19 protein-coding genes, 1 tRNA gene and 1 pseudogene are annotated in these 19,869 nt (G+C 68.3%); 15 read left to right on the top strand and 6 right to left on the bottom strand.

All coding sequences use genetic code 11. The annotated features are described in order from the left end of the window. Window positions 1-13 precede the first annotated feature (13 nt). Together galU and rlmN are read left to right on the top strand one after the other, a co-directional pair. Complete coding sequence (gene galU, locus LC068_RS10185) at window positions 14-892, top strand: UTP--glucose-1-phosphate uridylyltransferase GalU (RefSeq protein WP_209118841.1); 879 nt, start codon at window positions 14-16, stop codon at window positions 890-892. Between the two features lie 120 nt (window positions 893-1,012). Further along, window positions 1,013-2,167: a 23S rRNA (adenine(2503)-C(2))-methyltransferase RlmN gene (gene rlmN, locus LC068_RS10190; RefSeq protein WP_226636870.1), complete on the top strand. Its 1,155-nt coding sequence runs from the start codon at window positions 1,013-1,015 to the stop codon at window positions 2,165-2,167. Here rlmN and LC068_RS10195 read toward each other — a convergent pair. The 3 genes from LC068_RS10195 to LC068_RS10205 are packed head-to-tail and all read right to left on the bottom strand — an operon-like array spanning window position 2,133 to window position 3,930. After that, window positions 2,133-2,606 carry a hypothetical protein gene (locus tag LC068_RS10195; protein WP_226636872.1) on the bottom strand — a complete coding sequence of 158 codons (474 nt, stop codon included), beginning with the start codon at window positions 2,604-2,606 and terminating at the stop codon, window positions 2,133-2,135. The two genes, rlmN and LC068_RS10195, sit on opposite strands and share 35 nt — an antisense overlap. Then, window positions 2,606-3,022, bottom strand: coding sequence for a hypothetical protein (locus tag LC068_RS10200; RefSeq protein WP_226636874.1), 417 nt, complete (start codon window positions 3,020-3,022; stop codon window positions 2,606-2,608). Before LC068_RS10200 ends, LC068_RS10195 begins: the two co-directional genes overlap by 1 nt. Next, window positions 3,019-3,930 carry an acyl-CoA desaturase gene (locus LC068_RS10205; protein WP_226636876.1) on the bottom strand — a complete coding sequence of 304 codons (912 nt, stop codon included), beginning with the start codon at window positions 3,928-3,930 and terminating at the stop codon, window positions 3,019-3,021. The genes LC068_RS10200 and LC068_RS10205 overlap by 4 nt, the downstream gene beginning before the upstream one ends. Before the next feature lie 86 nt (window positions 3,931-4,016). On the opposite strand from LC068_RS10205, the gene LC068_RS10210 reads away from it, so the two are divergent. The 3 genes from LC068_RS10210 to LC068_RS10220 all read left to right on the top strand — a co-directional run bounded on the left by LC068_RS10210 (window position 4,017) and on the right by LC068_RS10220 (window position 5,937). Continuing rightward, window positions 4,017-4,340 carry a metalloregulator ArsR/SmtB family transcription factor gene (locus tag LC068_RS10210; protein WP_226636878.1) on the top strand — a complete coding sequence of 108 codons (324 nt, stop codon included), beginning with the start codon at window positions 4,017-4,019 and terminating at the stop codon, window positions 4,338-4,340. Between the two features lie 320 nt (window positions 4,341-4,660). Continuing rightward, entirely contained in the window at window positions 4,661-5,104 is a 444-nt protein-coding gene (locus tag LC068_RS10215) for a DUF350 domain-containing protein (RefSeq protein WP_226636880.1), read from the top strand. An 8-nt stretch (window positions 5,105-5,112) separates the two neighbouring features. Then, a complete protein-coding gene (locus LC068_RS10220; protein ID WP_209118847.1) occupies window positions 5,113-5,937 on the top strand; it encodes a S1 family peptidase in 825 nt (274 codons plus the stop codon). A gap of 6 nt (window positions 5,938-5,943) precedes the next feature. Here LC068_RS10220 and LC068_RS10225 read toward each other — a convergent pair whose 3' ends face one another. Further along, the gene (locus LC068_RS10225) at window positions 5,944-6,819 is read right to left on the bottom strand and encodes an isoaspartyl peptidase/L-asparaginase family protein (protein WP_226636882.1); all 876 of its coding nucleotides are present in this window, start codon (window positions 6,817-6,819) and stop codon (window positions 5,944-5,946) included. Between the two features lie 128 nt (window positions 6,820-6,947). Here LC068_RS10225 and LC068_RS10230 point away from each other — a divergent pair, with 128 nt between their 5' ends. Together LC068_RS10230 and LC068_RS10235 are read left to right on the top strand one after the other, a co-directional pair. Next, on the top strand, window positions 6,948-7,949 hold the full coding sequence (locus tag LC068_RS10230) for an NADPH:quinone oxidoreductase family protein (protein WP_226636883.1): 1,002 nt from the start codon (window positions 6,948-6,950) through the stop codon (window positions 7,947-7,949). Next, window positions 7,946-8,665 carry a 2OG-Fe(II) oxygenase gene (locus tag LC068_RS10235; RefSeq protein ID WP_226636885.1) on the top strand — a complete coding sequence of 240 codons (720 nt, stop codon included), beginning with the start codon at window positions 7,946-7,948 and terminating at the stop codon, window positions 8,663-8,665. Before LC068_RS10230 ends, LC068_RS10235 begins: the two co-directional genes overlap by 4 nt. 4 nt (window positions 8,666-8,669) lie before the next feature. Here LC068_RS10235 and LC068_RS10240 read toward each other — a convergent pair whose 3' ends face one another. Then, the gene (locus LC068_RS10240) at window positions 8,670-9,062 is read right to left on the bottom strand and encodes a YkvA family protein (protein ID WP_226636886.1); all 393 of its coding nucleotides are present in this window, start codon (window positions 9,060-9,062) and stop codon (window positions 8,670-8,672) included. 58 nt (window positions 9,063-9,120) lie between these two features. Between LC068_RS10240 and LC068_RS10245 the strand changes: the two genes are divergently transcribed. The 3 genes from LC068_RS10245 (at window position 9,121) to LC068_RS10255 (ending at window position 11,024) form a co-directional block, all read left to right on the top strand. Continuing rightward, on the top strand, window positions 9,121-9,903 hold the full coding sequence (locus tag LC068_RS10245; RefSeq protein WP_226636889.1) for an SDR family oxidoreductase: 783 nt from the start codon (window positions 9,121-9,123) through the stop codon (window positions 9,901-9,903). A gap of 122 nt (window positions 9,904-10,025) precedes the next feature. Continuing rightward, window positions 10,026-10,100: transfer RNA gene (locus LC068_RS10250), tRNA-Gly, on the top strand. 240 nt (window positions 10,101-10,340) lie between these two features. Continuing rightward, the gene (locus tag LC068_RS10255) at window positions 10,341-11,024 is read left to right on the top strand and encodes a DUF1211 domain-containing protein (protein ID WP_226636891.1); all 684 of its coding nucleotides are present in this window, start codon (window positions 10,341-10,343) and stop codon (window positions 11,022-11,024) included. 10 nt (window positions 11,025-11,034) lie between these two features. Here LC068_RS10255 and LC068_RS10260 read toward each other — a convergent pair whose 3' ends face one another. After that, the gene (locus tag LC068_RS10260; RefSeq protein WP_226636893.1) at window positions 11,035-12,099 is read right to left on the bottom strand and encodes a phytase; all 1,065 of its coding nucleotides are present in this window, start codon (window positions 12,097-12,099) and stop codon (window positions 11,035-11,037) included. A gap of 243 nt (window positions 12,100-12,342) precedes the next feature. On the opposite strand from LC068_RS10260, the gene LC068_RS10265 reads away from it, so the two are divergent. The 5 genes and pseudogenes from LC068_RS10265 to phnD all read left to right on the top strand — a co-directional run. Beyond that, window positions 12,343-14,616 carry a TonB-dependent receptor plug domain-containing protein gene (locus LC068_RS10265; RefSeq protein WP_226636894.1) on the top strand — a complete coding sequence of 758 codons (2,274 nt, stop codon included), beginning with the start codon at window positions 12,343-12,345 and terminating at the stop codon, window positions 14,614-14,616. 209 nt (window positions 14,617-14,825) lie between these two features. Continuing rightward, window positions 14,826-16,610 (top strand): PAS domain-containing sensor histidine kinase, encoded by a 1,785-nt coding sequence (locus tag LC068_RS10270; protein WP_226636896.1) that lies wholly within the window; start codon window positions 14,826-14,828, stop codon window positions 16,608-16,610. A gap of 24 nt (window positions 16,611-16,634) precedes the next feature. Next, window positions 16,635-17,858 carry a DUF2254 domain-containing protein gene (locus LC068_RS10275; RefSeq protein ID WP_226636898.1) on the top strand — a complete coding sequence of 408 codons (1,224 nt, stop codon included), beginning with the start codon at window positions 16,635-16,637 and terminating at the stop codon, window positions 17,856-17,858. Between the two features lie 106 nt (window positions 17,859-17,964). Beyond that, entirely contained in the window at window positions 17,965-18,774 is an 810-nt protein-coding gene (gene phnC, locus LC068_RS10280; RefSeq protein WP_226636900.1) for a phosphonate ABC transporter ATP-binding protein, read from the top strand. Further along, a pseudogene (gene phnD / locus LC068_RS10285) lies at window positions 18,771-19,631 on the top strand (phosphate/phosphite/phosphonate ABC transporter substrate-binding protein); the annotation flags it as partial. The gene phnC and the pseudogene phnD, both read left to right, overlap by 4 nt. Window positions 19,632-19,869 lie beyond the last annotated feature (238 nt).

Consider the following 19,869-nt stretch of genomic DNA (forward strand, 5'->3'; position numbering starts at 1 on the left):
ACAGGAGTCCTTCATGACCACCACGCCCGCCCGCCTGCGCAAGGCCGTTCTGCCCGTCGCCGGTCTCGGCACCCGGGTCCTGCCCGGCACCAAGACCACGCCCAAGGAGCTGCTGAACGTCGTTGACCGGCCGATCCTCAGCTACATCGTCGAGGAAGCGCGCGAGGCGGGGATCGAGCACATCGTCTTCGTGACGGGGCGGGCCAAGGCGGCCATCGAGGACTATTTCGACCACCAGATCGAGCTGGAGGCCCAGCTGGAGGCCAAGGGCAAGACCGACATCCTCGAGATGATGAACGCCGAACTGGCCCAGGCCGGCGAGATGAGCTTCACCCGCCAGATGCAGCCCAAGGGCCTCGGTCACGCCGTCTGGTGCGCCCGTGACATCATCGGCGACGAGCCCTTCGCCGTCATCCTGCCCGACGTGATCGTCGACGGTCAGCCGGGCGCCCTGAAACAGCTGGCCGACGTCTATGCCGAGGTCGGTGGCAATGTCATCGGCGTCGAACAGGTACCCGAGGCCGACACCCACAAATACGGCATCGTCGATCCGGCCGAGCGGAACGGCCGCCGCATCTCGATGAAGGGCATGGTCGAAAAGCCCCCGCGCGGCGAGGCGCCCTCGAACCTGTCGATCTCGGGCCGCTACATTCTCCAGCCGCAGATCTTCGACCTGCTGGCGACCCAGGGCCGGGGCGCGGGCGGTGAAATCCAGCTGACCGACGCCATGGCCCGCCTGATGCAGGACCAGGCCTTCACCGCCTATGAGTATGAGGGCAATACCCACGACTGCGGCGACAAGATCGGCCTGCTGCGCGCCAATGTGGCCCTGGCGCTCAAGCGCCCCGACCTCGGCGACGCCGCCCGCGAGGCCATCGCAGCCCTGCTCTGACATCCTGTCAGCCCGGAAGTCCTGAAAGGGCTATCCGGGGCGGGGCCTTAATCGTGACGGGTTCTGTGTTATAAGCCCCGCCTTTCCACCCGCCCCGCCCGCCTCGACAGGATGCTTTCCGTGAGCGCCACGCTCGATCTGTCCCGCGCCACCCAAAAGGCTGCCACGCCCGTCAACCTCTCGGGGCTGACGCGCGAGGGCCTGCGTCAGGCCCTGATCGACGCCGACATCTGCCCGCCGGAAAAGGCGCGGATGCGGGCCTCCCAGATCTGGGGCTGGATCCACAACCACGGCGTCACCGACTTCGACGCCATGAGCAATGTCGCCCGCGACACGCGGGAAAAACTGGCCGCCGTCTTCACCCTGGCCCGCCCCGAGATCGTCGAGCGTCAGGTGTCGAACGACGGCACCCGCAAATGGCTGATCCGCACCGCCCCGGGCATCGAGATCGAGACCGTCTACATCCCCGATGTGGGCCGGGCCGGCGCCCTGTGCGTGTCCAGCCAGGTGGGCTGCACCCTCAACTGCACCTTCTGCCACACGGGCACGCAAAAGCTGGTTCGCAACCTGACCGCGGCCGAGATCGTCGCCCAGGTCCAGGTCGCCCGCGACGACCTCGGCGAATGGCCGTCCCCCAAGGAAGACCGCCGCCTGTCGAACATCGTCTTCATGGGCATGGGCGAGCCGCTCTACAATCTCGACAACGTCGCCGACGCCATCGACATCATTTCCGACAATGAGGGCATCGCCCTGTCGCGGCGCCGGATCACCGTCTCGACCTCGGGCGTCGTGCCCCAGCTGCAGGCGCTGGGCGAGCGCACCCAGGCCATGCTGGCCATCAGCCTGCACGCCACCAACGACCCCCTGCGCGACGTGCTGGTGCCGCTGAACAAGAAGTACGACCTCGAGGCCCTGATGGCCGGCATCCGCGCCTATCCCGGCCTGTCGAATGCCCGTCGCGTGACCTTCGAATACGTCATGCTGAAGGGCGTCAATGACAGCCCCGAGGAAGCCCGCGCCCTGCTGAACCTGATCAAGGGCATCCCGGCCAAGATCAATCTGATCCCGTTCAATCCCTGGCCCGGCACCGACTATCAGTGCTCGGACTGGAAGACGATCGAACGCTTCGCCGCCATCCTGAACAAGGCCGGCTACGCCAGCCCGATCCGCACCCCCCGCGGCCGCGACATCCTCGCCGCCTGCGGCCAGCTCAAGTCGGAAAGCGAAAAGGTCCGGGCTTCTACGCTTCGCAGGGCGGAGCAGGACGCGGCTTAAGCACCTGGCGGCAGGCGAGCCAGACCGCCAGTCCCGCAGCGGCCCCCGGGAGAACCTGGTAGGCGGCTAGCTCGATTATTCCCCCCATGGCGTGAGGTGTCACCACGTTGAAGTAGGCCATGCTGGCTGTGGTCGTCAGCAGGCTTCCTGCCGCCAGGGCGACGAAGAGGTTCCCGGCGCGGAGCCATGCTACGACCAGCAAGACCGGCAGTCCTCCGACGATCATCAGGAGTAGATAGTGCATGAGGACAAAGAACCCGGCCCACAGGACGAGGACAACGATCGCAACCCCTTGAAGGATCGATAATTCAGGCGGGGAGGCGCTGGTAAAGGCGACGAGGGCCAGCCATTGCAGAGATGCCACTCCCGTTGCGGCTACAGAGCCCGCCGCCGTTGAATACAGCGCGACCTTCATGATCGGCTTGGCGCGACCGTCCATCACAAGGCGCCCGTGGATGATGGGCCGTCCGCCATCATACGCTGAAACACCCAGCCCCCGACGGCGCCGGACAGGGGGAAGCCGAGGATCAGCATCAAGTCGCCCGCTGCCCCCCATGGGGCAAAAAGAACTCCGCCGACAATCAGGGTGACTCCCCCGCCGATCAGGGCAGCGGCAACGGGGCGGTTCAGCCTCGTCCGTCTCAGCATAAGCCACACGCCGGGCCCGAAGACGGCCGCACCGAGCAGAAATGCAGGGGCCACCAGGACGATGCTCAGGAAACCGAACACCAATGCGCCAAGCCCGTCAGCCACTGCGCCGATAACGGCAAACTGCAGCGTATATGCGGTTCCCGCCAGTAGGCCGGCGCAGAAGGTCGTGATGACCAGACGACCGGCGAGGCGAGCGCGCTTCATCGCATCGCCTCCAGCCGCGCAATCCGCCCCGGCATGGCCTCCGGCGTCCGCACATCCCAGGCCAGGCCCAGTCGCTCCAGCAGCTGGATGAAGCGGTAGCCCCAGTCGCTCTGACCCGGATACAGACCCAGCCGCGCCGAGCCGGGAAAGGCGTGATGATTGTTGTGCCAGGCCTCACCCATGGTCGGGATGGCGGCCCACGGCACATCGTGGGCCTGCACGCCGGATGCGGGAACGCGCCAGCTCTGCGGGCCCTGCGTATGGGCCAGCCGCCCGACGAACCAGTGGCCGATGATCGAGACGGAAATCCGGACGCAGACGCCCCAGACGACGAAGCTCCATCCACCGGCCAGCCATAGCAGTCCCGCGATCGGCAGTTGCTGCAGCATCCATGTACGTTCCAGAAACCGGTAGAGCCGGTCCCGCTGGAAGCGCCCAAGGTCGAATGCGGGGGGGCGCTTGAGTTCCAGCCGGCAATGCATTTGCCACCAGGCATCGGTCAGGATCGGCGCGCGGTTGGCCAGATAGGGATGGCAGTCCGGCTGGCGCTGGGCCCAGTCCCGCAAGTCGTGCGCACGGATCATCCAGAACGGGCCGCTCATGCCGACCGCCGTGCCGATCCAGACCAGTATGTGCTCCAGCCATAGCGGGCACTGGAAACTGCCGTGGATCATGCGCCGGTGAAAGCCGACGGAGTGACCGAGCAACAGGGTCCCGCCCGTCGTGACCATGAAGACTCCGAGCGCGCTCCAACTGAACGTCAGCGGCGCCAGAACGATGGCTGCGGCCAGCATGCCGCCGTTCCAGACCGAGTGCACCGGATCCCAGACGACCCGGCCCTCGACCGGGCTGCACCCCGGCCGTTCGACGAGACTGTTGACGGCATTCGGATCGTGAGCGTCTGACATGCGTAAGGCCTTTCGGTATTTAAGTAATAGCTTACACACGCGAATGCGGCTGGCAAGCCCTTAGCAAATCGCTTAAATACCGGGCGATGCAACGTGTCTTCGAAGCCCTCTCCAGCCCCGTGCGGCGCAAGATTCTGGCCTATCTGGCCCATGCCGACCTGACGGCAGGTGAGATCGCGGCCCGGTTCGAAATCTCCAAGCCGGCGGTGTCCCAGCACCTGTCGGTGCTCGAGAATGCCGGACTGGTCACCAGCGAGAAGAAGGGGCAGTTCGTCCACTACCGGCTGGTGGCCGAAGCGCTCGCCAATACCCTGAACGGCTATGTGCAGGAGGTCTGCCCCGTCTCGCGCCCGCTGAAGAAGGAAAGCGCCGCCCTCGCCGGCAAGGCCTCCCGCCCGACGTCGGACTGACGCGTTCGACCACGCGGGTCGCCACAAGGAATCCTTCGCCGGATCAGTGCCCTGTCGCCTGCCTCCGCCTCCTTGCACGCCCTGACCGAAGGCGCCCTTATACTGCCGGCCCTTCCTTGCCCGGCTGTCCAGCAGGCAATCGAGACCATTCAGACCATTCAGACGGTCTTTTCCCGAATTCAGACGGTTCAGACGGTTCAGACCGTAATCTTTCGTCACAGACTGTGGCCCCGCGGCGCTTGCGGATTGGGGCTGGATTGGGGCAAGGACAGACGACGGCGGGTTCGCCGTGATCGTCAGGCCTCTCGCTCTCCGGTTTCATGGACTCCTCGTCCCTCTCCAGCGTTCTGACCAGTCCCGAAGTCCAGGCCTTTGCCCTGGGCTTCCCCAAGCTCATGACCCATCTGGCGGTGACCATCGCCCTGCTGGTGCTGGGGGCGACCCTCTACGCCCTGCTGACGCCCTGGAAAGAGGTCGCCCTGATCCGCGAGGGCAATTCGGCCGCCGCCGTGGCCTTTGCCGGGGTGCTGGTCGGCCTCGCCGTGCCGCTGGCCGTCAGCCTGTCGGTCTCCACCTCCATCCGCGACATCGTCATCTGGGGGGTGGCGACGGTGGTGCTGCAGCTGTTCGTCTTCCGGCTGGTCGACATGCTGCTGACCGGCCTGCCCCAGCGCATCCGCGAGGGGGAGATCTCGGCCGCCGTGCTGCTGGTGGGGGCCAAGCTGGCCACAGCCCTGATCCTGGCCGCTGCCCTGTCGGGCTAGGGGGCCGGATGTCGCGACTGACCGACTGGGCCTTCTACGGTCTTCTGGCGATGGCGATTCTGGTCTGGGCGCTGCATCTGCGCGAGGAAGTCTACACCCCGCCGCCGCCGCCCGAACCGGATGAGGTCGAGGGCGCCCTGCTGGGGCCGATCACCCCGTTTGATCCGGCCATCACCCTGAATGCGCCGGACATTCCCTTCCAGCCCGCCTCGGGGACGGCCTTCGCCATTGCCGGCGAGGGCCGCTGGGTCACCGCCCGTCACGTGGTCGAGGGGTGTCGCAAGCCGGCCCTGATGGTCGGCGGCGGCCGGGCCGTGGCGGCCAGTGTGCGGCTGGCGCCGCGCGCCGATGTGGCGGTCCTGATCACCGAGGGCGGGCCCGACCCCCTGCCGGTCGAGGTTGCGCCGGAGCTGCGCAAGGGTCAGCGAGGCTTCCACCCCGGCTATCCGCAGGGCCATGCCGGGGAGGTCACCTCGCGTCTGCTGGGCCGAGAGACCTTCCGGGTGCGCGGTCGCGGCCAGCGGGACGAGCCGGTACTCGCCTGGGCCGAGGTGGGCCGCACCGCCGGCCTGAAGGGCACCCTGTCCGGCCTGTCCGGTGCGCCGGTGCTGGATCGCCGGGGCCGGGTGCTGGGCGTGACCATCGCCGAGGCCCCGCGCCGGGGCCGGATCTATACGACCGCACCCGATACCTTCGGCCCGGCCATCCGGGGCATGTCAGACCGGCGCGCTCGCCCGCAGGCCGAGCCGGTCACCCTGGCCAACTACGGCCGCGTCGCCGACGCCCTCCGTCGTGACCTCCGCGTCGCCCAGGTGGTCTGCCTGTCGGCCTGAGCCGCGTCAGTCCTCGAACACGGCGACGCCCACTTCGCCTTCGGGGGTCAGCCAGGCCCGCTTCATGCCCTGGCTGTTGTAGGGGGCGGCGTGGCGGCCCTCGCGGTCCAGGGCGATCAGGCCTCCGTCGCCGCCCATAGCGCCGATGGCGTCGATCACGGCCCGTCCGGACGCCTCGATCGACTGGCCCGAGGCGACCCGCCAGGCGACCTGGGCGGCCGCGGCGGTGCGGATGAAGTACTCGCCCTGACCGGTCGAGGAGATGGCGGCGTGGCCGTCGGCCCAGGTGCCGCTGGCGGGCAGGGGGGTGTCGCCGACCCGGCCCGGCAGCTTGCCGAACACCCCGGCGGTCGAGGTCGCGGCGGCCAGCCGGCCCTGCGCGTCCAGCACGCAGCAGCCGACCGTGCCGTGCGCGAGCGTCCCCGGGGGATGGTTGTCCTCGCCCTGACCCGCCCGGGTAAACCAGTCCTCGCCGCCCGGGACCGGCTCCAGCTTCTGGCCCTCGCAGAAGCGGCGCGCACCCTCGCCGACCAGCAGGACGTGCGGGGTGTGGTCCATGACCGCGCGGGCGGCCCGCACCGGATTGCGGAAGCCCTGCAGGGCCGCGATTCCCCCGGCGCGGCCCGTGGCGCCGTCCATCAGGCTGGCGTCCAGCTCATAGTCGCCGTCCAGATTGGGCGAGGCGCCGCGCCCGGCGACATAGAGGCCCGAGTCCTCCAGCAGGCAGACGGCCTCGACCGCCACGTCCAGGGCGGCCTCGCCGGCCTCCAGCCGGACCTGCATGGCGCGCACCACCTCGGCCATGTGGGCGCGCTCGGCGGTATAGTCGCGGCTGCGCCGGGCACCGGCGCCGCCGTGCAGGATCAGGGCGGGTCGCGTCATGGAGTGTCTCCGCTGTCCGGCCGGGCCGGTTCTTGTCTTTCCAGTTCGGGGCCGGAGCGTTACCGTCCGGAGCATCGGGGTGGCAAGCCGTCGCTCCGTCCGGATTCCCCTACGCCGAAAGGTCCTCCATGCGCGCAGTCCTGTCCAAGGCCCCTGGTGGCCCCGAAACCCTGGTGGTCGAGGAGGTCTCCGACCCGACCCCGAAGAAGGGCGAGGTGATCATCGAGGTCAAGGCGGTCGGCATCAACTATCCCGACACCCTGATCATCGAGGACAGGTACCAGTTCCGGCCTGAGCGTCCGTTCGCGCCCGGCGCCGAGATCGCGGGCGTGGTCGAGGCGATCGGCGAGGGTGTGAAGGGCGTGCACAAGGGCGACCGTGTCATCGCCGTGCCCGGCTGGGGTGGACTGGTCGAGCGGATCGCCGTGCCCGCCGCCACCGTCATCCCCATCCCGAAGGAGATGGACTTCGAGACGGCCGCCGCCCTGATCATGACCTATGGCACCAGCTACTACGCCCTGAAGGACCGGGCGAAGCTGCAGGCCGGAGAGACCCTGCTGGTACTGGGCGCCGCCGGCGGGGTGGGCGCCGCGGCCGTCGAACTGGGCAAGGCCATGGGCGCGCGCGTCGTGGCCGCCGCCTCGACCAATGAGAAGGTCGAGTTCGCGCTGGAGCTGGGCGCCGACAATGGCCTGATCTACCCCTCCGGTCCGATGGACAAGGCGGCCCAGAAGGAGCTGTCGGGCGAGCTGAAGCTGGCCACCGGCCGCGATGGCGCCGATGTCGTCTATGACGCCGTGGGCGGCGACTATGCCGAGCCGGCGCTTCGGGCCATGGACTGGTGCGGGCGCTATCTGGTGGTGGGCTTCCCGGCCGGAATTCCGTCGCTGCCGCTGAACCTGACCCTGCTGAAGTCGGTGGCCGTGATCGGGGTCTTCTGGGGCGCTGCTGTCATGCGCGACCCGGCCGCCCATGCCGCCAATATGGCCGACCTGATGACGCTGTGGAGCGAGGGCAAGATCCGCCCGCGCGTCAGCCGCACCTTCCCGCTGCAGCGCGCGCATGAGGCCATCCAGGCCCTCGGCGACCGTTCGGCCATGGGCAAGATCGTGGTGACGGTCGAGCCATGACCCTGGCGCTGGCCGCCGGCCTCGATCTGGAGGCGGCCGGTGAGCGGCTGTCCCGCACCGGTCGCACCCGTGTACCGGGCCTGCTGGGCGAGGGCGCCGAGGTCCTGCATCAGGCCCTGACCGGGCCCGACATGGTCTGGTACCGGGCCATTCGTAATCCGTTCAATGCCGATGTCCCGGTCGCCGTGTTCGAGGCCGAGCCGGTCGCCGAACAGGCGCGGCTGTACGGCATGGCCCATGAGGAGGCGACCGAGGGCTTCCAGTTCATCTTCGACCGCATCCGGCTGGGGCAGGCCCGCACCATGGAGATGCCGCTGCCTCCGGCGCTGTACGAGCTGCACGACCTGTTCAACAGCGAGGCCTTCCTCGGCATGGCCCGCCGCCTGACGGGCGACGACCGGATCGCCTATGTCGACGCCCAGCCGACCCGCTACATGCCGGGCCATTTCCTGAACGGCCATACGGACGCCCACGAGGATGCCGGACGCCTCTATGCCTATGTGCTCAACCTGTCGCCGCGCTGGCGGGCGGAATGGGGCGGCCTGCTGATGTTCCTGGACAAGGGCGGGGCGGTGACCGAGACCTTCATGCCTGCCTTCGGCACCCTGAACGTCTTCCGCGTGCCCCAGGACCATGCGGTGTCCATGGTGGCGCCGTTCGCGGGGGCACCGCGCTATTCGGTCACAGGCTGGTGGCGGACCCGGCCTCCGGCCTGAGGCGTCAGTCCCCGGCCAGTCGCGTCAGCGCCTCGCGCGCCGCCTCGCGGTGGCGCGACCGGATATGAGCGGACAGGGTCGCGACCACGGCCGCGATCACGGCGGCATCATCGGTGAAGCCGATCCCGGCCAGAACGTCCGGAATGGCGTCGATGGGCAACACGAAATAGGCCAGCGCCGCCAGCATCATCCCCTTGGCCCCGGTGGGGGTTTCCGGGTCGCGCGCCGCGTACCAGACGCTCAGCAGGTGATCGGCAAAGGGCACCCGCGCCAGGCTGCGCCGCAGCTTGGGCCAGAAGCGGCGCTCGACGCGCACCTCGTCGACCTTGTCGATGCGCTGGATGAGGGCGCGGCCGCGGGCGATTTCCGCGTTTCGCGATTTGGCATGTCCGAACATGCGTCCTAAATCGTTCGCGACCCCTTCCGGTTCAATCCCAGAGACAAAGGATCTCCTGATGAAACTCGACTCCTCCATTGCCGCCGTCGTCACCGGGGGGGCCTCGGGCCTGGGCGAGGGCACGGCCCGCGCGCTGGCGGCCAGGGGGGTCAAGGTCGCCCTGTTCGACCTGAACGAAGAGGCGGGCGAGACAATCGCGGCCGAGATCGGCGGCGTGTTCTGCAAGGTCGATGTGACGTCGGACGCCGACGTCGCCGCAGGCTTCGAAAAGGCCCGCGCCGCCCATGGCCAAGAGCGCCTGACCGTCAACTGTGCCGGCATCGCTACCGGCCAGAAGACCGTCAGCCGCAAGCGCGACACGGGCGAACTGCGCGCCCACGACATGGACAGCTTCGAGCGCACGGTCCGCATCAATCTGTTCGGCACCTTCCGGGTGCTCAGCCAGTCGGCGCTGGGCATGGTGGCCGCCGAGCCCATGGCCGACGGCGAGCGCGGCCTGATCGTCAATACCGCCTCGGTCGCGGCCCAGGACGGCCAGATCGGCCAGGCGGCCTATTCGGCCTCCAAGGGCGGCGTCTACGCCATGACCCTGCCGGTCGCCCGGGACCTTGCCCAGGAAGGCGTGCGCGTGAACACCATCCTGCCCGGCATCATGTGGACGCCGATGATGGCCGGCATGGACCAGAAGATCCAGGACGCCCTGGCCGCCGCCATCCCCTTCCCCAGCCGTCTGGGCACGCCGGCCGACTACGCCGCCCTGGCCCTGCACCTGGCCGAAAACGTCTACATCAATGGCGAATGCATCCGCCTGGACGGGGCGATCCGGCTGGCGCCGAGATAGGCGCGCTACCGCTCGCGTCGCGGACGCTCGCTGCATGAGCGCGGGGTTTGAATGATTTTGCGATCTTCCCCCTTGCAGGCCCCGCCCCGCCTCGGCTATACGCCCCGCTCTCGACTGAGAGTGCGGGCGTAGCTCAGGGGTAGAGCATCACCTTGCCAAGGTGAGGGTCGGGCGTTCGAATCGCCTCGCCCGCTCCAGTCGATCTTCGGAAGAGGCCCGGCGCGCGTCGGGCTTTTTTCGTTTTTGCGGCCATGGGCCCGCCTGATTGCCAAGGTGAGGGTCGGGCGTTCGAATCGCCTCGCCCGCTCCAGTCGAAGGGCATGACGGGCTCCGCCACGGCGGGGCCCTTGTCGTATCCGGGCTCCGTTTTACCCGGGCATTGTCCGCTTGATCCCTGACCGTTTGCGGCTCACCTTCCCGGTCGGGGAGGGTCTGTGATGTCCGAATCTCTGCACGAGGTCGCCGCGCGGCGGCTGGACGCCTTCGTCGACGCCTCCTTCGCCTTCGCCCTGACCCTGCTGGTCATTTCCGGGTCGCGCCCGCTGGAAACCTATGCCGATCTGGACATGGCCCTGGGGCGGGTGCCGGCCTTTGCCGCGGGCTTTGCCCTGTTGGCCCTGTTCTGGTCGGCCCACCGGCGCTTCGGGCGGATGACCGCCGCCCGCGACGGCGCCATTACCCTGATCAGCCTGATGATCGTCTTCACCGTGATGATCTATGTCTTTCCCCTGCGCCTGCTGACGGAAACGGGGGCCAGCTGGATGACCGGCGGTCTGGTGCCGGGGCGCGAGCGGATCACCACCCTTGGCGACCTGCGCGGCATCTTTGTCACCTACGGCTTGGGCTTCGCCTTTCTGAGCGGCCTCTATGCGCTGCTGCACCATGTGGCGCGCCCGACGGCGGTCGATGCACCGTCCCGCGTCGCGCTTATCCGCGGGCGGGACATCTGGGCGATCTGCGGCGCCGCCGGACTGGCCTCGGCCGGGCTCGCGGCCCTGCCGCTGCTCCGGCACATGCCGTGGCTGCCGGGCTTTGCCTACTGGCTGATCCCGGCCGGCATCGGCCTCTACTACGCGCGGGTCGGCAAGCGCCCGGTCAGCGAGGAGCCGGCGCCCGTCTAGAGGCCCTTGTTCAGAGGCCGAGGGCCTCGCGGATCACGCGCCAGTCGACGATCTTGAAGTTCTGCTGGCCGGGGTTGGGCACGTCCTCGTGATCGTGGAACGCGATCGCACCCTCGGGGAACGGACCGATGGGCCCCGAGAAGGCGCTGAGGCCGTCGGTCTGGGTGACCATGTCGATCTCGGGCCCGTCGACGATGGCGAACCGTCCGACATAGATGTGACGCTGGCCCTGAATCCGGTAGACCGGATAGGTGCTGTCGCCCTGGCTGGACACGATCAGATAGTCGACACCCCGATCCCGCAGGATGGTGAGGCCCTCGACGTCGTCCTTGATGCGGATCCGGTCCACGCGGGCGATCTCCGTCGCGGTGGAGGCACCGGAGGGGTCGAGATCAAACTGCCAGACACCGACGTCTTCCTCGCCGACATAGAGGGTGTCGGCGGCGTCATGGACGACGCACCCCTCCAGCTGGCTGCCGAGTGTCAGGACCCGCTCGGGCCCGATCACCGGGCCTTGCGGCCCGTCGACGACGGACATCTGGTGAACCGTGCCGGCCTTGGTGGTCACGATCAGGTAGAAGCCGTCGTCCCTCCGTCCCATGCAGAAGCCGTACGGCTCATAGGTCGTGGGCAGGAAGCCGTAGTCCGCCGTCGCCAGGGTCGCCGGATCGAACAGATAGAGGTTCACGCCATTGGCGCCTTCCGCGTCGTTACTGGCCGCAACCAGAACCCGCATGCCACGGGCCGTGGGGAAGTCGGCGCGAAGATCGACGTTGTTGACCGGGCCCGAGGGCAGGAACTGGCGGACCGAGCCGTCCATGTTGTGGACATACAGGCCGTCCGTCTTGTCGGTGCCGAACATCACGGCGCGCGTCGGGTCGCGCGGGTCCGCCCACAACGCGGGATCGTCGGCATCCACCTCCGGGTCGGTCGTGACCACTGTCTCGATACTGGCCATGACGGCGCGCGCGGGGTCGCCCGGGGCGAACATCCCCTGCGGCCCGCGGTCCTCGGTCGTCGCGCAGGCCGACAGGCCGAGGGCTGTGGTGGTCAGGATCAGGCCGAGGGCGCGCATGGCGGAAAGCTCCGGAAAGGGTCTGCGCCGCCTCTACACGGCAGACGGCCACAATCAAGAAAAAAGACGATAGATATCAGGATGGTGTGAAAATCACTCCGTTATCAGAAGACTTGTCAAAAGGGCGCAGCCGTACCGTCAAGCTCGGGTCGGAAATCTGTCGCTCGGGCGTTGCCGGGTGTCGGTAACGGCCACACCGGGGCCAAGGACGAGACAACGTCCGCCCAAGGGGACGACATCATCATGAAACTGAAGCTTCTCGTGGGGGCGGCGCTCGCCCCCGTTCTGGCGGCCGGTGCCGCCTTTGCCCAGGACGCGGACGTCCAGGGTCCAGTCACGGCCGTGGAGGACGTGATCGTCACGGGCCAGCCCGCCATGCGCAACCGCACCGACGATGTGGTGCCGACCCTGTCCTATGACCTCGACTATTTCCAACGGTTCGAGCCGCTGACCGTCGGCGACGCGCTGAAGCGGGTGCCGTCGGTGGCCTTCCTGTCGGACGTGTTGGAATACGACGGCGTGCGCCTGCGCGGTCTGGATCCGGGCTACACCAAGATCCTGATCGACGGTCAGGAAGTGCCGGGCTCGGGCGTCGACCGCTCCTTCTTCGTCGACCGTATCCCCGCCGAACTGATCGAGCGGGTCGAGGTGGTGCGTTCGTCCTCGGCCAACCGTTCGGGTGACGCCCTGGCCGGCACGATCAACATCGTCCTGCGCGACGCCCTGTCGCTCGACGGCGGCTACATCCGTCTGGGCGCCCTGATGTTCCCGGACAGCGACTATGGCCGGTTCGGGGGCACCTATGGCGCCGTCTGGGGCGGCGAGGTCGGACCGGGCCGCCTGCTGCTGGGCGCCAATGTCCAGGACCGTCGCAATCCCAAGAACAAGTACAGCATGCGCTACGACGAGCCGGGCGGCACCCTCGACAACACCGAGGTGCAGACCGACATCCGCGACGGCACCGACTATGCCTTCAACGCCTCGTACGAAGTGCCGCTGGCCGGCGGCATGCTGGACCTGTCGGGTGTGTTCGTGCGCACCGATCGCTTCCAGGACGAGGACTCGCTGGAATACGAGGGCGGCATCGAGACCGAGGCCAACCTTTCGGTGGTCAACGACAACGACCTCGACATCCGCACCGACAACCTGTCGCTGCGGGGGCGCTATGAGCGCCAGATGTTCGGCGGCGAGACGACCTTCAAGCTGGGCTATGCGTCGATCGACGACCAGCAATACGAGTTCGAGGCCGAGTCGGAATATCTGCGCGACTCCAACCCCTTCCCCGACGAGGACCGCTTCACCCTCGATTCCGAGCGCGTCGACATCCAGGACGAGGAATGGAAGGCAGCGATCGAGCACAAGCTGGACCTCGGCAGCGACATGGAACTGGAGTTCGGCGTCCAGGCCAACTGGAAGACCCGCGACAGCCTGATCGAGGAAACCCCGCGCATCCGCTTCAACGTGCCGAACGCGCCGGCCCCGCGCCCGACCGTTCCGGACTTCGGCCCGTTCAGCCCGGTCGACGGCGGTGATGCGACCATCGAGGAAAACCGCATCGACCCCTATGTCATGGTGTCGGGCAAGTCCGGCGCCCTGCGCTGGGAAGCCGGCCTGCGCTATGAAACGACCGACGTCACCGTGACCGACCGCACGGTCCCGGCGATCCAGCAGGTGACCGAGAACGACTATGCCGAGCTGCTGCCGTCGTTCAGCCTTCGCTGGCGCCTGAACGACACGGACCGGGTGATCTTCTCGGCCGCCCGTACGCTTCGTCGCCCGAACTTCGACCGCCTGTCCCCGGCCCTGCTGGAGGAAGAGGTCGGCGACAGCGACTTCCTTGGCAATCCCGGGCTGCAGCCGGAAACGGCCATCGGCTTTGACCTCGGATTCGAGCGTCGTCTGGGCCGCCGCGGCGTGGTCGGCATCAACGCCTTCTACCGGGACATCACCGACCTGATCGAGGAGGTGAACACCGGCCTTGAGGGTTCCGAGGGCCCCGGCACCTTCATCTACACCGTCGACAACGTCGGCGACGGCAAGGTCTATGGGCTGGAGTTCGACCTTTCGACCCCGCTGGACTTTATCGGCATGGACTCGACCGGTGTCTTCCTCAACTACTCCTGGCTGGACAGCGAGATCACCGACTTTGCCGGCGAGCGCCGCTTCAACGGCCAGTCGGACTATGTGTTGAACTTCGGCTTCACCCAGGACCTGCCGACCTGGGGTGCGGCCTTCGGCGCGACCTATCGCAAACAGGGCGAGGCCTATGACCGCGTCCTCGCCGAGGAAGTCCGCACCACCTACGGCGCCGACCTCGAGGTCTTCATCGAGAAGCAGATCGGCGAGAACGTCGTCGTCCGCCTGACGGGATCGAACCTGCTGGATTCGTCGAAGGACGAGGTGTTCGACAAGTTCGACAACGTCGGCGACCAACTGGCCCGCGACTATGACGAGTACGAGCTGGAGACGGAATCGGCCGGTCCCGTCTATCAACTGGTCATGCGCGTCGCCTTCTGACGACGGGCGAGGACTGAACGGAGAGGGGCCGGGCGGCGACGTCCGGCCCCTTTTTGCTGGGCTCTCGGGATCGTGACACGGCGCCGCTGGACCGGACGGCGACGCCGGTCTAGTCGCCTGTGGCGAGAACAGACGTGGAACCGGTTCGCCTCTTGCACGGTGTCGGGCCTGAACCACGCAACTGCTTCAATTCGGGACCAAGGCCGTCGATGTTTCTGGAAGGTGAGGTGAACTGGACCCTGCTGCTGTGGGCCGTGACGGGTGTCTCGGTCTGTGTGGCCCTGTTCAGTGCCTGGTTTGCGATTACCCACCGGGTGCGCCACGTCTCGACCTCGTCCGAGCTCGATCTGGTGCAGAAGGCGGCCGAAAGCGCGGATCGTCGCCTGTTCGAGACCCTCAATGCCGTGCCGGTGGCGCTGGTCGAGACCGACAACCAGGGCAAGTTCGTCTTCGCCAACCGTGCCGCGCACCAGTTGCTGGGCCGTCGCGATGCCGAGCTGCTGGGCCTGCGGTTCCACTCGGCGACCTGGGGCATCACCTTCCCGGACGGGCGGCCCGTTCCGCCCGACCTGCTGCCCAGCGCGCGGGCCCTGCGCGGCCAGACGGTCAAGGGCTTCCAGCACATGCTGGCCAACCCGGCCAGCCGCCGCACCATGCTGGTCTCCGTCACCGCCATGCCGATCGAGAACGAGTACGGACAGGTGATCGGCTCCATGGCCGCCATCGTCGAGACCGACGGCCTGACCACGCCCCAGATCGAGACAGCTCCCGCCCCCGTGGCCCCTGACAACAGCCTGATCCGCCGCGTCTTTGATGCCGCGTCCAGCGCTCTGGTCGTGGTGGACGCCGACGGCCGGGTCCAGGAAGCCAATCCGGTGGCGCTGGCTTTGGCGGCCGGAAGCGACACCCCGGTCGGGCAAATGTTTGTCGACGCCTTCCTGCCTGAGGATCAGCGCAACGCCGCCCGGCACGCCCTGCGCACGGGCCTGACCGCGACACCCGAGGATGCCCCGGTGATCGATGCCGGCGAGGTGCGCTGGCGCATGCTGCCCCTGACCGATGATGCGGGCGAGGCCGGCGCCATGCTGCTGGCCGGCGAACGGCTGGAGCCCGAGGTCGAGGAAGAGCCTGTCGAAGCGACGCCGCAAATCGACCCCGCCGAACTGGACGCCGCCACGGCCCGTCAGGCCGAACTGGAGGCGCAGCTGACTGCGGTCCAGGCCGAACTGGAACAGCAGCGCGAGGCGGTGCGCCACATCGAGGCCGAAGCCCGGCTGGAGCGCGAGGGCAGCCGCCGGCTGGCCGATGTCGGCCGTCTGACCGGGGGGCTGGTGCAGGACCTCAACGCCCTGATCGGCGTGATGACCAGTGCGCTCGACATGATGCTGAAACAGGCCGACGACCCGGGCCGTATCCGGCGGCTGGGCGAGGCGGCGCTTGCCGCCGGGCAAAGGGGCGAGAGCCTGACCCGCCGGCTGGGCGCCTTCAGCGAGGGCGAGGACGACTCCCCCGTGCAGGTCATGGACGTGGCCCGGCTGCTCAGAGGGCTGGAGACCAAGCTGCGGGCCGAGGCCGGTCCCGACGTGGACCTGATGGTCGAGGTGCCGGCCACGCCCGTCCCCGTACGTCTGGACCCGGTGATTTTCGACGGCGCCGTCCGGGCGCTCGTGACCAATGCGATCGAGGCCGTGGAGGGGCAGGGCTCGGTCGCCGTGCGTCTGGAACCGCGTCTGGAGGGCGGCTGGCTGCTCTCGGTGCGGGACAGCGGGCCGGGCTTTTCCGACGAGGCCCGCAACCGTGCGGTCGAGCCCTTCTTCACCACCCGGCCGGGCGCCCAGGGTCTGGGACTGGCCCAGGTCCACGCCTTTGCCCGGCAGGCCCACGGCCGGCTGTCGATCGACCGGGCCCCGGGCGGCGGGGCGGAAGTCAGCCTGACCCTGCCCGAGGCGCCTGCGGAATCGCTTGTCCAGGACCCCGACCTTCAGGCAGGCTAGGCGGATGCCCTCCGCCTCCGCCTCATGAACCGCTGGCTCTTCTACTGGCGCAAGCTGACCCGCCAGCTCTGGGTCAGGGCGACGGCCTATGCCTTGCTGGGGGTCGGGGCGGCCCTGATCGCTGCCTGGGGCGCGCCCTTCGTGCCCGACGAGATGGCCGAGCGGCTGGGCAATGAGTCGGTCGAGGAAATCCTGACCATCCTGGCCTCCAGCCTGCTGGCGGTGGCCACCTTCTCGGTCGGGGCCATGGTCACGGCCTATACGTCGGTCTCGGGATCGGCCACGCCCCGCGTCGCGGCGCTGGTGACGTCGGATGACCGGACGCAGAAAGCCCTGTCGACCTTCGTCGGGGCCTTCCTCTACGCCATCGTCTCGGTCACGGCGATCAATGCCCAGTATTATGGCGAAGGCGGTCGGGCGATCCTGTTCCTCGTCAGTCTGGGCGTGGTCGGACTGGTCGCCTTTCGTCTGCTGGCGTGGATCAATACCCTGGCCCAGTTGGCCCGTGTGGGTCACATGATCGAGCGGGTCGAGACCGAGGCCCGCCGGGCCCTGTGCCAGCGCGCCGCCAAGCCCTTCATGGGCGGTGCTGAAGGCCGGCTGGAGACGGGCTTTGATCTCCCCGCGCCCGCTACCGGCTATGTACAGAACGTCGACCCCGACCGGCTTCAGTCGCTGGCGAGCGAGGCGGACTGCCGGGTGGAAATCCTCGCCATGCCCGGCACCCTCGTCCGCCGGGGTGAACCGCTGGCCCGGCTCAACCTTGACCGGCTGGACGACAAGGCCTGTCACGACTGGCAGCTCGCCTTTGCGGTCGGCGAGAGCCGCTCGTTCGATCAGGACCCCCGCTATGGTTTGATCGTGCTGGGCGAGATCGCGGCCCGCGCCCTGTCGCCCGGCGTCAATGATCCCGGGACGGCCGTTCAGGTGATCGCGGCGGGATTCCGCCTGCTGGACGAATGGGAGCGGGCCCGGGCCGAACCGGATCCGGTCACCTGCGACCGCCTGCTGGCGTCGCCGCTCAACCCGGGCGACCTGCTCGAGGACGTTATGGGCACTTCGGCCCGTTACGGGAGCTCGGATCTGGCGGTGTCGCTGCGCCTGCGCAAGATTTTGGCCAGTCTGGCGGCTGAGCCGGGGCCGTTCCGGGAACCGGCCCGCGCGCTGGCCCGCGACCAGCTGGAGCGCATCCACAACGGGCCCGCGACGAAGTCCGACCGCAGCCGTGTCGAGGCGATCACGGTCTGAGCGCGCATGCGGTCTGGACGGCATGGCCCCCGCCTGCCATTAAGACCTGCCCGCGCGCAGGCTGCGCCCCGTCCCGGGCGCCCGTCGAACCGCGAACAGCCCGCTCATGAATTCCTCCTCTGCCAGCGCCGATACGACCGGCTTCGTGTCCGTGCGTGACGTGTCCAAGACCTTCGGGGCCCGCAAGGCCCTGGACGGCGTGTCCCTGTCGGTCCAGCCCGGCGAGATGGTCGCCCTGATCGGGCCTTCGGGCTCGGGCAAGTCGACCCTGCTGCGGTCGATCACCGGACTGGTGAACATCGACCAGGGCGGCCGGATCGAGGTGTTCGGCGAGACCGTGCAGGCCAATGGCCGCATTACCTCGGCCGTGCGCCGGGCCCGGTCGCGTCTGGGCATGATCTTTCAGCAATTCAATCTGGTCGGCCGGCTGAGCCTGTTCACCAATGTCATGCTGGGGGCGCTGGGCCGCATCCCGGCGTGGAAGGGCCTTCTGGGCCTGTGGCCGGCGGATGACCGCCAGCGCGCCATGGCGGCCCTGCACCGCGTGGGTGTGGCCGATTATGCCGGCCAGCGCGCCAATACCCTGTCGGGCGGCCAGCAGCAGCGCGGCGCCATCGCCCGCGCCATCGTCCAGGGCTCCCGCGCCATTCTGGCGGACGAGCCGGTTGCCTCGCTCGATCCCGTGTCGGCCCGCAAGGTCATGGAAATGCTGGTCGAGCTGAATACGCGCGACGGCATGGGCGTGCTGGTGACCCTTCACCAGGTCGACTACGCCATCCGCTACTGCAATCGCGTCGTGGCGCTGAAGGCCGGCAAGCTGGTCTATGACGGCCCGGCGACCGGTCTGGACCATGACCGGCTGATCGAGATCTACGGCCCCGAGTTCGAGGATGCCTTCTGGGAGGCCAAGGCATGATCCGCGCCCTGTTCGGCCGTCTGGCCCCCGCCCTTGTCGCCGCCCTTGCCGTCCTGACGACGGGCCTGCCCGTTGCGGCCCAGACCGCGCCCGCCCGCCCGGATGCCCCGGAAAAACTGGTCTTCTCCATCCTCTCGGCCGAGGGCCAGGCGTCGTCCGGCCCGCTGTGGGAGCCGCTGCTTGACGATCTGGAGCGCGACCTGGGCATTCCGGTCGAGACCCGCTTTGGGTCCAACTACTCCGTGCTCGTTGAGGCCATGGCCGCCGACCAGACCCAGATCGGCTGGTTTTCGGCCCTGCCCGCCGTCCAGGCCATTGATCGCGCTGGCGCCGAGGTCGTTGCCCGCACCGTCGACGTCGAGGGCAAGGACTCCTACACCTCGTCCCTGATTGTCCGCCGCGGCTCCGGCATCACCATCGCCGATATCGAACGCTGCGACCGCTCGCTCGATTTTGGCCTGGGCGATGCGCAGTCCACCTCGGGCACGCTGGCGCCGATGACCTATTTCTTCAGCCCGCGGAATATCGATCCGCGCAGCTGTTTCGCCACAGTGCGCTCGGCCAATCACCAGGCGAACTCGTTTGCGATCGCCAACGGGCTGGTCGATGTCGCGACCTCGAATTCGGTCAACACCGTCTTTCTGACCCGTCAGAACCCCGAGATCGCCAAACAGATCGAGACCATCTGGGAATCCCCGCCCATTCCGGAGTCGGGAATTCTGGTCCGGGGCAGCCTGCCGCGCTGGCTGAAGGCCGATATCGCCGAGTTCTTCACCGGCTATGGACAGGGGTTCGGCCCGGAGGCCGAGCGCCAGCGTCGTGTGCTGGAGGGGCTGAACTATTCCCAGTTCCGCGCGGCGGATAACAGCTATCTCAACCCCATCCGCGAAATGAAGGCCGATCAGGCGCGCCGCGAGGGCACGGCCAGCGATGTCGCGCCCCCCGAGTCCCCCGGTGTGCTGCAGATGGTTCGCCAGTGGGGGCCGTTCGGCTTCATCGGCCTGCTGGCCCTGTTCGCTGTCCTGACCAATCTTCGTCCGGCCCCGGCGCCCACGGCGCGGGATGCGGCCGAAGTGCCGCCGCCGCCCAAAAAGT

The sequence above is a fragment of the Brevundimonas poindexterae genome (genome assembly GCF_020524625.1).
In the GTDB taxonomy this organism is placed as follows: domain Bacteria; phylum Pseudomonadota; class Alphaproteobacteria; order Caulobacterales; family Caulobacteraceae; genus Brevundimonas; species Brevundimonas poindexterae_A.

Bases quoted from the DNA above. Each gene is read 5' to 3' on its own strand.
- galU (WP_209118841.1), top strand. From the start codon at position 14: ATGACCACCACGCCCGCCCGCCTGCGCAAGGCCGTTCTGCCCGTCGCC.
- LC068_RS10195 (WP_226636872.1), bottom strand. From the start codon at position 2,606: ATGGACGGTCGCGCCAAGCCGATCATGAAGGTCGCGCTGTATTCAACG.
- LC068_RS10200 (WP_226636874.1), bottom strand. From the start codon at position 3,022: ATGAAGCGCGCTCGCCTCGCCGGTCGTCTGGTCATCACGACCTTCTGC.
- LC068_RS10205 (WP_226636876.1), bottom strand. From the start codon at position 3,930: ATGTCAGACGCTCACGATCCGAATGCCGTCAACAGTCTCGTCGAACGG.
- LC068_RS10210 (WP_226636878.1), top strand. From the start codon at position 4,017: ATGCAACGTGTCTTCGAAGCCCTCTCCAGCCCCGTGCGGCGCAAGATT.
- LC068_RS10215 (WP_226636880.1), top strand. From the start codon at position 4,661: ATGGACTCCTCGTCCCTCTCCAGCGTTCTGACCAGTCCCGAAGTCCAG.
- LC068_RS10220 (WP_209118847.1), top strand. From the start codon at position 5,113: ATGTCGCGACTGACCGACTGGGCCTTCTACGGTCTTCTGGCGATGGCG.
- LC068_RS10225 (WP_226636882.1), bottom strand. From the start codon at position 6,819: ATGACGCGACCCGCCCTGATCCTGCACGGCGGCGCCGGTGCCCGGCGC.
- LC068_RS10230 (WP_226636883.1), top strand. From the start codon at position 6,948: ATGCGCGCAGTCCTGTCCAAGGCCCCTGGTGGCCCCGAAACCCTGGTG.
- LC068_RS10235 (WP_226636885.1), top strand. From the start codon at position 7,946: ATGACCCTGGCGCTGGCCGCCGGCCTCGATCTGGAGGCGGCCGGTGAG.
- LC068_RS10240 (WP_226636886.1), bottom strand. From the start codon at position 9,062: ATGTTCGGACATGCCAAATCGCGAAACGCGGAAATCGCCCGCGGCCGC.
- LC068_RS10245 (WP_226636889.1), top strand. From the start codon at position 9,121: ATGAAACTCGACTCCTCCATTGCCGCCGTCGTCACCGGGGGGGCCTCG.
- LC068_RS10255 (WP_226636891.1), top strand. From the start codon at position 10,341: ATGTCCGAATCTCTGCACGAGGTCGCCGCGCGGCGGCTGGACGCCTTC.
- LC068_RS10260 (WP_226636893.1), bottom strand. From the start codon at position 12,099: ATGCGCGCCCTCGGCCTGATCCTGACCACCACAGCCCTCGGCCTGTCG.
- LC068_RS10265 (WP_226636894.1), top strand. From the start codon at position 12,343: ATGAAACTGAAGCTTCTCGTGGGGGCGGCGCTCGCCCCCGTTCTGGCG.
- LC068_RS10270 (WP_226636896.1), top strand. From the start codon at position 14,826: ATGTTTCTGGAAGGTGAGGTGAACTGGACCCTGCTGCTGTGGGCCGTG.
- LC068_RS10275 (WP_226636898.1), top strand. From the start codon at position 16,635: ATGAACCGCTGGCTCTTCTACTGGCGCAAGCTGACCCGCCAGCTCTGG.
- phnC (WP_226636900.1), top strand. From the start codon at position 17,965: ATGAATTCCTCCTCTGCCAGCGCCGATACGACCGGCTTCGTGTCCGTG.